The 11353-nt window shown below is 49.5% G+C and carries 16 protein-coding genes and 1 pseudogene; 2 read left to right on the forward strand and 15 right to left on the reverse strand.

The features are described 5' to 3' along the window. Both CJP72_RS25610 and CJP72_RS18060 read left to right on the forward strand, forming a co-directional pair. A partial coding sequence (locus CJP72_RS25610; RefSeq protein WP_238340105.1) for a hypothetical protein occupies positions 1-209 on the forward strand: 209 nt, incomplete at its 5' end. Positions 210-630: 421 nt separating this feature from the next. Then, complete coding sequence (locus CJP72_RS18060) at positions 631-1950, forward strand: tyrosine-type recombinase/integrase (RefSeq protein ID WP_162382720.1); 1320 nt, start codon at positions 631-633, stop codon at positions 1948-1950. Positions 1951-1997: 47 nt separating this feature from the next. On the opposite strand, the gene darG is transcribed toward CJP72_RS18060, so the two are convergent. The 15 genes and pseudogenes from darG to CJP72_RS18135 form a co-directional block, all read right to left on the reverse strand. Further along, positions 1998-3050 carry a type II toxin-antitoxin system antitoxin DNA ADP-ribosyl glycohydrolase DarG gene (gene darG / locus CJP72_RS18065; RefSeq protein WP_162382721.1) on the reverse strand — a complete coding sequence of 351 codons (1053 nt, stop codon included), beginning with the start codon at positions 3048-3050 and terminating at the stop codon, positions 1998-2000. A 13-nt stretch (positions 3051-3063) separates the two neighbouring features. Further along, on the reverse strand, positions 3064-3711 hold the full coding sequence (darT, locus tag CJP72_RS18070; protein ID WP_162382722.1) for a type II toxin-antitoxin system toxin DNA ADP-ribosyl transferase DarT: 648 nt from the start codon (positions 3709-3711) through the stop codon (positions 3064-3066). Between the two features lie 100 nt (positions 3712-3811). Further along, the gene (locus CJP72_RS18075) at positions 3812-4657 is read right to left on the reverse strand and encodes a DUF4942 domain-containing protein (RefSeq protein ID WP_162382733.1); all 846 of its coding nucleotides are present in this window, start codon (positions 4655-4657) and stop codon (positions 3812-3814) included. 93 nt (positions 4658-4750) lie between these two features. Continuing rightward, positions 4751-4939, reverse strand: coding sequence for a DUF957 domain-containing protein (locus CJP72_RS18080; RefSeq protein ID WP_162382723.1), 189 nt, complete (start codon positions 4937-4939; stop codon positions 4751-4753). Positions 4940-4968: 29 nt separating this feature from the next. Continuing rightward, on the reverse strand, positions 4969-5460 hold the full coding sequence (locus tag CJP72_RS18085; protein WP_162382724.1) for a DUF5983 family protein: 492 nt from the start codon (positions 5458-5460) through the stop codon (positions 4969-4971). Continuing rightward, the gene (locus CJP72_RS18090) at positions 5457-5834 is read right to left on the reverse strand and encodes a TA system toxin CbtA family protein (RefSeq protein WP_162382725.1); all 378 of its coding nucleotides are present in this window, start codon (positions 5832-5834) and stop codon (positions 5457-5459) included. The genes CJP72_RS18085 and CJP72_RS18090 overlap by 4 nt, the downstream gene beginning before the upstream one ends. 51 nt (positions 5835-5885) lie before the next feature. Beyond that, the gene (locus CJP72_RS18095) at positions 5886-6245 is read right to left on the reverse strand and encodes a type IV toxin-antitoxin system YeeU family antitoxin (RefSeq protein ID WP_193568777.1); all 360 of its coding nucleotides are present in this window, start codon (positions 6243-6245) and stop codon (positions 5886-5888) included. 22 nt (positions 6246-6267) lie between these two features. Next, positions 6268-6489: a DUF987 domain-containing protein gene (locus CJP72_RS18100; RefSeq protein ID WP_162382726.1), complete on the reverse strand. Its 222-nt coding sequence runs from the start codon at positions 6487-6489 to the stop codon at positions 6268-6270. Between the two features lie 14 nt (positions 6490-6503). After that, entirely contained in the window at positions 6504-6983 is a 480-nt protein-coding gene (gene radC, locus CJP72_RS18105) for a RadC family protein (protein WP_162382727.1), read from the reverse strand. An 11-nt stretch (positions 6984-6994) separates the two neighbouring features. Further along, positions 6995-7438: an antirestriction protein gene (locus CJP72_RS18110; RefSeq protein ID WP_162382728.1), complete on the reverse strand. Its 444-nt coding sequence runs from the start codon at positions 7436-7438 to the stop codon at positions 6995-6997. 30 nt (positions 7439-7468) lie between these two features. Further along, the gene (locus CJP72_RS18115; RefSeq protein ID WP_162382729.1) at positions 7469-8290 is read right to left on the reverse strand and encodes a DUF932 domain-containing protein; all 822 of its coding nucleotides are present in this window, start codon (positions 8288-8290) and stop codon (positions 7469-7471) included. Between the two features lie 120 nt (positions 8291-8410). Beyond that, positions 8411-8884: a hypothetical protein gene (locus tag CJP72_RS18120; RefSeq protein ID WP_162382730.1), complete on the reverse strand. Its 474-nt coding sequence runs from the start codon at positions 8882-8884 to the stop codon at positions 8411-8413. 243 nt (positions 8885-9127) lie between these two features. Further along, positions 9128-9580: a hypothetical protein gene (locus CJP72_RS18125; RefSeq protein WP_162382731.1), complete on the reverse strand. Its 453-nt coding sequence runs from the start codon at positions 9578-9580 to the stop codon at positions 9128-9130. Between the two features lie 35 nt (positions 9581-9615). Next, positions 9616-10332 carry a WYL domain-containing protein gene (locus CJP72_RS18130; protein ID WP_162382732.1) on the reverse strand — a complete coding sequence of 239 codons (717 nt, stop codon included), beginning with the start codon at positions 10330-10332 and terminating at the stop codon, positions 9616-9618. Between the two features lie 244 nt (positions 10333-10576). After that, positions 10577-11353 (reverse strand): annotated as a pseudogene (locus tag CJP72_RS18135) (GTPase family protein); the annotation flags it as partial.

Consider the following 11353-nt stretch of genomic DNA (forward strand, 5'->3'; position numbering starts at 1 on the left):
ATCGGAAAGTCGATACTGGAAAAACTCTAAAGCGGTGGCCAGTTTTTGTTGACCACTACACACGGATAAATATTAAGGATATGGTCAAATTAATCGATCTCGATAAGTTTCGGCCACGTGTTGAAGCTGTTGCGGCAGACAGGGCTGACCCAGAATTACAGGAGTTCCTGGAAGTCTGGAAGCGTATCGAGCAGGGGCAGGAAGATTAGGCTGTTGGTGGCAGGATACCGAACATATCACCTTTAACGACATGGCCTGTAGATAAAATGAACAATGTCGCCTTGAAGCACTATCCGGAAATGCTGGCAGCGAGATAACGTTGATTTTCGTTGAAGAAATTCACTTACATCAGCAGTTACATGGAAATATTTTGTTTGTGTGATAATAGGTCAATTAGTAAGTAATTGCTTGATTTTGATGGTGCCGATAATAGGAGTCGAACCTACGACCTTCGCATTACGAACTGACTAAACCCCTGTTTCAGCATGTTTACCACCGTTTTTAAAACCCAATAAAAACAATCAAAATCAATTAAATAGACAACGAATATGTTTTCTATCGTTTCTCTTTTATTCCCCTGATATCATGCTAATTGTGTACCCTGGAGTGTACCTCAAAAAGGACCTGAATATGGCGCTCAACATCACTCAAGACAGACAAGTAGCATCGCTATCCGCAACAGAAGTTGAGAAAGAAATTGTTGTCTCTGTCAAATCAAAAGCAGGTGGAGGCCTCTATGTTCGTGTCCGCTACGGTAGTGAAAGCAAAAGCTGGATTTATCGCTACCGGATTGCAAAAAAACAGATCAAATTAACATTGGGTAGTTATCCCGCTATGGGGTTGGCACAGGCTCGCCAAGCCCACGCTGAAGCCACTGACTTCGTAAAAAAGGGAATTGACCCCCGTTACGCAAAAAAAATTGAGAAACAGCAAAATGAGCAGATGCCAATATTTTCCGAATTGTGGAAAAATTGGCTGACATTCAGAAAAGAAAGTAAGCCCATTAGTGCCCGCACCCTTACCGACTATGAAGGCGCTTACCACCGTCACCTTGAAAAAGCATTAGGTGAGAGACGTGTTGATGATCTTACTCGATCGGTACTTTTCGAACACCTTAGCAAAGTTAGAAAAAATAGCGCAGAAGCCGTACGCAAGGGATTAATAATCCTCAATATGACGCTCGATCATGCAAGTTTACAAGGACTAATCGAGCATAACCCAGCCCGTTTACTCAAACCTGCAATGTTTGGTGCATCAATGAGTAAACCCCGCGAACGTTGGCTGCCACAAGAGGAGCTACAGATGCTCTGGAACGTTTTGGATGAAGCGGCTACAGGCGGTGGTTCTATCGTTTCAGGTGGCCGTGGACTGGCTTCGAGTGTCGTGTTATCTCAATCAGTAGCAAATGCACTACGTTTAATTATTTACACGGGTGTTCGCCGCTCTGAAGCGGCTGGAATGAGATGGGATCAACTCAATGGTGATCGCTGGACTATCCCAGCGACGAAGAATGGTAAAAACCACATAGTTACGCTGCACCCATCAGCCCTTTCTTTGCTAGAAGAACAACGGCTAATTACTGAAGGGATTTATGTCTTTGGTTCCACCTGCAAACCGGGGTTTTCTATAACCGGCGATGCTCTTACCCGCGCTTTGGAGCGAGTACGCGCTAAATATATGGGAGAGATTGATCCCTTTTCTCCTCATGATTTACGCCGAAGCGTCGCTACCGGATGTGCCGAGTATCTGGATGCGCCTGAGCGTTTGATCGAACTTTTATTGAACCATGTACCTAAAGATCGACTAATTCGAACATATCAGGTTGGGCAGCAAGCAGAGAAGCTGAGAAACTTATTTTTAAATTGGGGCGATTTTATCCAGCAGAATGTTGCTCATAGACCCGTTGCACTACCAGATAACGTGGTCAAAATTCAATTCGGCAGTCGATAGCATTAATACATGGCCTATGAGGATCCCTACTACATAGGCCATGTATTTCATTGAGTTACGCCAGAGCTGATCCAGCCTTTACGATGCAAAGTATCGATAGCTAACGATATCTGTCTTGACGTGAATTTCCGTTTTCTTTCGTTCCAGGAATAAATGTATTCCGCTATTTCTTCAGATGATTTCAGCGATTCATGCCTTAGTGTCCAATGGACTGTTGAAAGCAATTCCAGTCCAAATGGAGACTCAAATCCATCCACAAGCTCAGAGACTCGCTGAAAGCGATATAAGGTATCTTCCCGTTGCTCAAGGAACATTTGAGCTTCTTTTGCAGCACCTGGTACCAGAGTAAGTTGCTTATCAGGAATATCACCACCATCTGAATAGCCAGAAACCAAATGTCCCTCAATAGCACTTAGTACATGTCTCAAATTTTCGGCATAAGGTCCATAATGCGCTTTTTGATATTTAAGGCGTAACGGCTCACCAGATTCTTGCATGAAATACATCAGCTTATGAAGTTCAAGCAACGAGATGAATGGATCTAATAATCCATTGAGATAACGCTGCATCAATTCCACCAGTGCAGCCCTACCAGGTGTCATCTTGGGTACTTCCGTTTTATGCACCATACGATCCGATGAAGGAGCGCCTTTGGGCTCATAAATTTCTATCTGCACTGCCTCCAGCGACTGGACGGCAGATTCAATAAGAGGTTTGACCTCATTCCAGTCCAATCCCCCCAACCCACTCCCTAAAGGAGGGATAGCAATCGAGCGAATATTATAACGTTGAATAATACTTACCAAGTCATCCAGACCCGCAACGATATCCTCAATCCGACTTTTGCCCTTCCAGTGACGTTTGGTTGGAAAATTGATTATGTAACGAGGTCCAGTTAGCATCCGGGTTTCAAAGACAAACATTTTACCAGGGACAACTTGTTCTGCTTTACAAGCAATAGCATAGGCTCTGAAATTATCCGGGTAGGCATTTTTAAACTGCAATGCAATACCCCGGCCCATCACTCCTACGCAGTTGACAGTATTGATGATAGCCTCGGTTTCCGACTGAAGGATGTCACCATGTCTGTATTCAATCATTCTGAAGTCCTCATCAGTAGTACCATTCGCGTTTTATCTCAACAGGAGGTCGGTGCCCACCTGGCGGCAGCATGTTAACAACCTGCTGATAAATCAACGGAGAATGAACCCCGATACGTTCAACTAAATGCCAGGGAAAGTTTCGTTCAATCAAAAACTCTGCCTGTTTTGCTTCTTTAATGCCATTTCCACCACTCCATTGGTTAGTTTGTATCGCTTCCCAGTTAAGCTCTACGAGCTGCTCTCGTTGGCAGCGGTCTTCAAAGTAAAATGATCCAGCATTAGATAATGTAAAGGCCCATCGCTGATTATGTTCCTCTGCCCAAGCTATAACAGAATAGAGGTCCATCTCGAGGTGCAATATCGGATCTTGGCCGCCACGATAGGTCAGTTCCTGATGATTGGCCCTGTATATCAGGTATAGCATTACTGAGCGAGGGCAAAAATAAAATGGCACACATTGCCCTACATGCAGATCTGGGTGGCTTTCCAACGCCAGCTCATACAGCCGACGTCGTTTTATACTGCTCATACCGATCATTGTACCTGCATCATCACGAACTGAAATTTGTTCATCTGACAACAAACCTTCAGCGATAACTGACTTAAGTCTATCCAGATGAAGGATATGATAGATCTTAGGATGTTCGGGGATCGGCATAAGAACCAGCTCCTTTAAGCATTCCAATGCTAGGAATGCTATATTAACAAACTTTCCCGCGAGGACCACACATATCCCAGGCTTGCGAACGAAGCGGCTCTCACTTCGCCTCCAACATCCCTAGAGAGTGTTTTGCCACGATATCATTCATCTTTTCTGTCAGGTCGTACCGTTTAAAAGTAATATGCGCTGTTTCCTTCTGGAAGTAACGGATACTGAAAAAATCATCTTCGTAAGCATCCTTCGACGGGTTGGCCCGAATATGATCCATCAATCGAGTAGTAACATCGCCACGGTTGTCGGGTATCGGTTTACCATCCAGTAGAAACAACATTCTCTCCAGGTCCGCTAGTTGATCCCGCCGCCAGCCCCAGTTCAGACTGAATCCCCAGTGGTTATGCGTCACCAGATTGCTGACGATGATCTTCTTACCGAAACTGCAGGGCCTATTAGTTTTGTAATCCCACGACAGCCCTTTGAAGACATTGATAATGCCACGTTCAAAGACATCCATTTTGTTGAGATGTAACTGCTCAAAGGTGCTGAGGATATTCGCCTCATCGATTGCAGGGAGGTCGCCCTCCTCAAGGTTCTTATGCCACTGGTCGCGAGCCTGAGCATCCATCAAGGCCATCATGCCGGACTTCAGCATCAAGTCTCGCCAGATACTGCGGTCGATATTACGGGTGATAGCAGGCAGAGCTTTATCAGCATTTTCAGTCATCCAACTATCGTAACGGTACCCGACTTTCATTGCCCAATCTTGCGCTGCACCACCGCCAATTTCTGAGGTTAGCCGTGAAATGGCATCAAGTTGCTGGATGAGCTGCTCGATCTGTTTTAGTGCGGCATTACGTCCGGTGACGATGCGTTCAATACGGGTGGAGCAAATCACGTCGGTGTGGCCGATTAAAACCTCGGGTTCGGTAAGAGTCAGTTCTGACATCATTTCTTTCCTTATATAAAGCAAAGCGCCAGCCGGTGAGGGCTGGCACGTGTATGGGGTAATGAGTCGGGGCGGCGGCTAACTGGTTCTGGTCTATTGCAGACGCTGAAGATGATGGAGATCGCGAACGTCCTGACGCGCACGTTCAATCCAGGGCAACAGCGCTGTCGAATCCGTATTATCTTCATCGTTATCGAAAATAATCTCGCTGCCACAATCGATGTTGTCCTGCAGCCACTCAATCAGAATGTTGAGAGCGGCTTCGGTGGTTAATTCCGGCATGTGAAAACCTTGTAGTGATTGAGGCTGGGTTACCAGTCAAAGGTGGCAAAGCCCGGCAGCACTTCGCCAAAGGCATCCAGATGAACAATACCAACGGCGTAGCGACGCATAAGCGTCACCACTAGCCGACGACAGGCTTTCGACAGACCGAGGCGTTTGAGGCGTAAGACCGGAAATGACCACGCCTCCAGGCGGATCAGGTAGCCGGAGCCAGAAAAATGGATCCATTCAGATTCGCCGAAATCAATATCCTGGTGCGACAGTGTATACAGCCGCGAATTGTCTTCCGCCGTGATGTGCGCGGTGCTGCAGCTTATCCCCGGTAATGACGTAAAGGGCGGCAGTGGTGATTCAACGATTGCCTTACCCGGTTCATCGGCAATCCGCAGCCTGCAGCCGTTGTCGCAGACCATGTTAATCAGGTCGGCCAGTTCAATTCCGTCAATATCCACAGCAATCCGGCCCGCATTCAGGGCCAGAACGTTGATGGCATCAGCTTCTACCGTCAGGGATAACTTCATTGCTGCACCCCACGGTATTTGCCGGTGGTGATATCGGTCACCACTTTGTAGCTGTTGCGGGTCATCAGCCCGGTGGCTTTGCGGGCGCGGAGAATATCGATACTGGTGAGAAGCGGCGACTGTGTTTCGGCACTGAAGCCATGACGATCGGTGCGAACCAAATCGTATTTTTCCACAATAAAATTCACGGCGTCGCACAGTGAGATACCGGCGTCAATATGCTCGTGAATCACGCCATCGTTGCAGAAAGGTGTGTCGTTGAGCGTCAGACCGTAGTGGTGCTCCAGCAGGTGACTCAGGAGGCGCTGCCAGATCTCCACGGGTGACGGGCGTGGTGAAGCCTCCTGTGTCGAGGGAACAGGTTGAGTTTGCATAGTTGGATCTCTTAGCTGATGGGTTAAAACGAGAGGAAGCAGTACGAAAGTTTAAGCGGTTGTTGCAGGTGTCGGGTAAATCGCGATATAGAGATAACCACAACTGCCGAGGGTATCCGCCTCGCATACCAGCCCTTTTGCATAGAGCGTGACGCCGTGCTGATGCCGTGGGGTGAGTTCACCGCTGGTGAGCATCAGTTCAAGTTGTTTCAACAGCAGCGGAAACGCCTGGTCGAGATAGCGCAAATCCGCGTCGCTGAACTGACCGGTGATACTGGCACGGTCGGCGAGATAGTGCAGCCTGTTGCCCTCCTGTACCAGGCGAGCGCCAAAACAGGGCGTGATATTGGGTTGAAGACCCCACCAGGGTTCAGCGATATCGTGGTTTACTGCCGGTATTTGATTCGACAATTTAGCCTTCCTTAAACGTGTGTTAATTCAACGTGACGCTGCGCAGGACAACATACAGGCCGTTGCGGTCCTGACGGCGTTCCGCGAAGACTGCAAGCACGCCGGTGATATCCTGCACCTCCCGTCCGGCATAGTGGCAGACGCTGCCGGACCATTTGTATTTCCCCGTGCAGAAGCGAAACAGCCGGGACTGCGGATGCTGGCGGTATATCGCCATCGCCTGACATTTACTGATGATTTTCATCGCTATTTTCCTTCTTAAAGCCAGCCTCTCTCAGAAAATGAAACTATTTCCATGCCGCCGACTACCAGATGATCCAGCAGACGGATATCCACCAGGTCCAGCGCCTGCTGAATACGCGTGGTGACCTGACGATCGGCCTTCCTGGGTTCAGCCTCCCCTGAGGGATGGCTATGGGCCACTATGACAGCGGCACAGTTATGCTTCAGCCCCGCTTTCACCACCTCCCGGGGATGGACCTGCGTATGATTGATGGTGCCGGTAAAGAGCGTTTCATGGGCTATCAGACGATGCTGGTTATCGAGGAAGAGTGCGGTAAACTCTTCGCGCTCCAGTGACGCGAACTGCAGACGCAGCCAGTCGCGTACTGAGCTACTGGAGGTAAATGACGCGCCGGGCTCGCGTAGCTGGCACTCCAGCAGGGTTAAAGCTTCCCTGACTATCTGCTGGTCGGCAGGGGCTAATTCACGGGCAAACAGTGGTAACTGTTGTTCCATAGCGGCTGACCTCAGTCGATGATGTGCATGATGGTGTTGCATTCCGGGTGACTGAGCGCGTAGTCCCGCAGGCGGTAGTAGTGCTCCGTCATGGCGTCGCAGTCGGTGCACATGGCGTGGTGGCTGTAAGTCATCAGACAGACGGCAATTCCGGCAGCTTCGGCGCTGAGTTCACCACCGTTGCCGTTCATCGTGTTGAACAGCGACCACGGTTCATTGTTCTCCACTTCCGGGGCCATAAACGCACCGCCGTTGCTCAGCGTGTAAAAGTGCCAGATGCCGCCGCTGTAGTCCGCGCAGAAGCGGTCCATCCACGCGAAGACAGTCGGCTCAAGGATTATCCACTGCGGTATGCAGCCAAAGTGCTGCGGCCAGAAGCCGATGCGTAACTCGTCAGGGACCACTGAGGCGGTAATTGCTGTCAGCTCAGCGAACTGATGATTTTGTGTATCCATTAAATTATCTCCTTATGCCGGTACTGTTGTTTAACGCCCGAAAAACTCGAGCATGTTTTCTGCCATAACCCACAGGGCGCGGTTGAGCTTCACATCGCCATCAATACCGGTAACAGCACGGGTGCGGCTGCTTTTCCCCTGAGCGGTTCGCCCTGACAGACCTCCTTTCATCAGGTTCTCCTGCACGCGCTGGTATACGGTCCATAGGTCATCGCTGTAGTCCTCCCGGCGACGCGGAGTCAGCAACTGCGATACCGTGACCGGCTGGTGTTCCTCACCAAAGCGATACTTAAGTGCGGCATCTGCAAGTGCATGACGGGCCGGGTCTGGCAGCACAAGCGACTGCATGGCATCACGCTTCTCTTCCACCCGGTCAAACACGCCGAGCACTTCGTAAGCCCCTTCAATCACCTTCTCGACGACATCACCTTTATGCGGTACCCGCACTTCGCCAAACGACTGACCGCAGACCAGGCCGTTGGTACAGACACCACGAAACAGCCCCGGCAACATCTGATAGCTTGATGAGCCGTCATGGCTGTTGAGCAGAATGATTTCCGGTACCTGATGGCCCATGAGTTGCCCGGCACGACGCAGGCGCAACATGTGTTTGGTATGCTCCCGCTTACTCTGGTCACGCACGCGAGTCTGGCAGGCAAAGAACGGTTCAAAACCTTCGCGCTGGAGGCTTTCGAGGATGGTGATGGTCGGGATGTAGGTATAGCGTTCTGAGCGTGACGTGTGCTTGTCGCTTCCGAACACGCTGGGCACATTACTCATCAGCTCTTCATGAGTCAAAGGCCGGTCACGGCGTATCTGGTTTATACGGCCAAAGCGGCTGGCTAATCGCATGGGAAAGATCCTTATCTGTGTATGGAATAAAAACAAAAAGGCCATGTCCCCGAAGGAACATGGCCTGTGTGCAACCTGGCGTATGTGGATTACTGGCTGGAGAGCCAGAAATGTGAACAATTAATCGCTGTAGTGTGTGGTCCGGCAGCCACTGAGGTCAGACAGTTCTTTTTGCGTATTCTTCAGACCCGGGCTGAAGGAGCCAACTTTATTATCGTTGACGTAAACATCGAAATTCGCCGCCTGACCCAGCGCGTCAATAAATGACACCCAGGCGTTATCGCCATTTCGCCAGCCGAGGGATGAAGGTAATGGGTACTGACTGCTATCCATGACCACCGTTATTTCTGTCCCGGCGTCGTGAGAATCCAGCATCGAACCATTTGGCAAAGTCACTAATACGCCATGCTGCAGAATGCTCTGTTCATCCGGGTTACCGGTGCAGTTGAGGTTAAAAACCACCTTTTCAGGGCTACTGATAATGTACTCTGTAACCCCCATTCCAAAACCACTCGTCCACATATTGGGAATGGCATGTGCTGTTGATACAGAAGCCAGTGTCGCTGCTGTGAATATTACGTAAGGCAGTCGCATAATGTTGTCCTCAAATCAGGTAATAAAGCCTTCTGTTGATGAAAACGATAAAGTAATAAATAAACGGATGGATTGATTCACCACATGTGTTTGCTATTTGTCAGACCAGCAATACCAGTTGTACCGGTCAGCACCAGAAATGAGTCAACTCATAATCTGTTTTTAACCCACCATACGTTCTGTGGGCGTTGACCGGCATAAGGACAGCTATTGCGATGAATATCATCAACGTGTTTACTGGTATTATTTTATTTGTTTATAGCGAAACGCTTCTTTCCCTGCATAAATCCCGACGAGATCGTCATAATTCGGATCCTTTTTATTCGGACGAAATGTCACTTTCATCTCCGGACTGCACATATCCTTCATGGTCAGATTAAATTCTTTATCGGGCGTAATGGTATACCCTGTTGCCACATCTCCCTTGTCAGGGTTGATCCAGCCCCACTTTCCTCCCGGGCAATCACTGGAGGGTTTTGAGCGAACAACAATAAACCATCCCTTTGAATCGACTTCGATCGCTGAACACAGTTTTCTGACCTGTCGGTGGGCGTCACACCAGAATATATTTCCATTCTTATCATTCACTGCAGCAGGCAAAAAGCCGCCGTAAGGACGTGCTGCGTGGGTATTACCTGCCATAAGCAAGGGGAGCAATACGGGAGGCAGTAAAGAAAATAATTTTAATTTTTTCATTGCATTAACCTTACTTTCGATTGTGGATACAATTTCTAATCAGTTTGTCCTGGTTGCCCGTGGCTTACCGATGGAGAAAATGCGTTCAGAGACTGCTGAATAAAACGGAAATGGGGTAAGGCACAGATAAAATGTTTGTCCTCCGACAACTGATAGAGAAACTCACTGCGGATAAACGTCTCCCGGGATGACCTCACCAGATGAATCTCATCCAGCCGGAAGACACATAATTGTCCATTATGCTCAGCGACCAGATACCAGTAACTGTCCAGAGCGATTAGTCGATAAGGGGCAATAGCCTCATGACGTTCCCCTTCATTCAGAAGAGAGATACGCTGACGTCCTGAGATGGCTCTGACCAGCCTGTAGAAGGAAAGCTTTCCTGCCGGGGGGTGAGGCCTGTCATGATGCCAGACCAGACATGGTCGATCATCGCAGTCCAGCAGGCAGCTGACCAGTCGTCGGTCAAAACCAGGGAAAACCCCGGTCAGCCCCGTACGGTGGACAAAGGTCAGAATATCTATTTCCTGCCGCGTACTGTGAATGTCTGAGCGCAGACTGCACTGTCCCTGGTGATAATCCAGATCGAGATACATCAGACGTTCCCGAAAGTCCCGACGCAGAGTGCGCTCTGACACCCCGAATTCAGTTGCCAGTTTGCGAATAAACAGCGTTTCACCGGACACCAGGCGGCTGATAATCAACGACAACCTGACGGCAAGCCGGTCATGTCGCCGCTCCTGAAGCGTCATGAAAGATTTCTCCTGAGAAGTTAACTATCTGAATTAATGCTGATTACTTTAAATGAAGGGGTGGACAGGGTATGGACAACGTCGGAACTATTTTTTATTAACGCCCCGGGCTTGTGAGAACTCGTCTGACAGATAATGATGGGACTCCTGCTTTGCTTGATGATAAAACCCAGTGGACAGGACATGTCCACAATCAACAAATCATTAACAGACGGTCCATCATTCGTTGAGAAAAATAACGATATCAGAAAAATATCCAGTCCCAGACGGCCCGTGCCACCGACATCACCGTGTTGCGAACAGTAAGGATGACTGTTTTCAGTGGAGCCGGAATAAACGACGACTCCGCCGTATCAAACACCTTTCCCACCGCCTCACTGAAGCGCTCGCGTGCCTGCTTTTTTACCGGTTCAGAGCAGAGCCACCCATGCAACTGGGTTGTCAGTGGGCTGGTGGCCCGGTCAGGCAGACAACGCATCATGATTTCCACCATCGCATCCAGCCCCCATGCAGTTCTGGCCGACACCACACAGACCGGATGATGCGGCATAAACAACCGCCGGACAGCGCCACGCCTGGCTTCAATTGTTAACTTCTGAACCGGGGAAGGCATGTTGTCGGTGATGTTCCATTCGTGGCTGGGTTCGGCCTTGTCGGCCTGATTAATCACAAACAACACCCGGTGCTGATACGCCAGCATGACCTTTCGATAAAAGTGCTCATCCACAGACAATGCCCGATCGTCAGCTTTGATGACCCACAACACACCAAATCCAGTTCGGGTAAGATCCGGCGGTAAAGCGTGGTGTACTCCTCGTCACGTTGCCCGCTTTCACCCACGCCGGGTAAATCGACCATCATCAGACTGTGGGAGCCACTGCTGAGCCGGAAACGCAGCATGTCGCGGGTGCAGGACTCAACACTACTGACCGGTGTTACCTCACCCTGGAACAGGGCGTTGCAAAGACTACTTTTACCAACTCCGGTTTTACCCATAATGCCGATCACCGGCTCGTATTGT

The organism is Citrobacter sp. NCU1, from assembly GCF_010231475.1.
Taxonomy (GTDB): Bacteria; Pseudomonadota; Gammaproteobacteria; order Enterobacterales; family Enterobacteriaceae; genus Citrobacter_D.

What these genes read in the sequence shown, in the direction of transcription:
- CJP72_RS18075 (WP_162382733.1), bottom strand. Translation starts at nt 4,657, where the DNA reads ATGTCAGAACTGACTCTTACCGAACCCGAGGTTTTAATCGGCCACACC.
- CJP72_RS18130 (WP_162382732.1), bottom strand. Translation starts at nt 10,332, where the DNA reads ATGACGCTTCAGGAGCGGCGACATGACCGGCTTGCCGTCAGGTTGTCG.
- radC (WP_162382727.1), bottom strand. Translation starts at nt 6,983, where the DNA reads ATGGAACAACAGTTACCACTGTTTGCCCGTGAATTAGCCCCTGCCGAC.
- darT (WP_162382722.1), bottom strand. Translation starts at nt 3,711, where the DNA reads ATGCCGATCCCCGAACATCCTAAGATCTATCATATCCTTCATCTGGAT.
- CJP72_RS18085 (WP_162382724.1), bottom strand. Translation starts at nt 5,460, where the DNA reads ATGAAGTTATCCCTGACGGTAGAAGCTGATGCCATCAACGTTCTGGCC.
- darG (WP_162382721.1), bottom strand. Translation starts at nt 3,050, where the DNA reads ATGATTGAATACAGACATGGTGACATCCTTCAGTCGGAAACCGAGGCT.
- CJP72_RS18100 (WP_162382726.1), bottom strand. Translation starts at nt 6,489, where the DNA reads ATGAAAATCATCAGTAAATGTCAGGCGATGGCGATATACCGCCAGCAT.
- CJP72_RS18080 (WP_162382723.1), bottom strand. Translation starts at nt 4,939, where the DNA reads ATGCCGGAATTAACCACCGAAGCCGCTCTCAACATTCTGATTGAGTGG.
- CJP72_RS18110 (WP_162382728.1), bottom strand. Translation starts at nt 7,438, where the DNA reads ATGGATACACAAAATCATCAGTTCGCTGAGCTGACAGCAATTACCGCC.
- CJP72_RS18125 (WP_162382731.1), bottom strand. Translation starts at nt 9,580, where the DNA reads ATGAAAAAATTAAAATTATTTTCTTTACTGCCTCCCGTATTGCTCCCC.
- CJP72_RS18060 (WP_162382720.1), top strand. Translation starts at nt 631, where the DNA reads ATGGCGCTCAACATCACTCAAGACAGACAAGTAGCATCGCTATCCGCA.
- CJP72_RS18120 (WP_162382730.1), bottom strand. Translation starts at nt 8,884, where the DNA reads ATGCGACTGCCTTACGTAATATTCACAGCAGCGACACTGGCTTCTGTA.
- CJP72_RS18115 (WP_162382729.1), bottom strand. Translation starts at nt 8,290, where the DNA reads ATGCGATTAGCCAGCCGCTTTGGCCGTATAAACCAGATACGCCGTGAC.
- CJP72_RS18090 (WP_162382725.1), bottom strand. Translation starts at nt 5,834, where the DNA reads ATGCAAACTCAACCTGTTCCCTCGACACAGGAGGCTTCACCACGCCCG.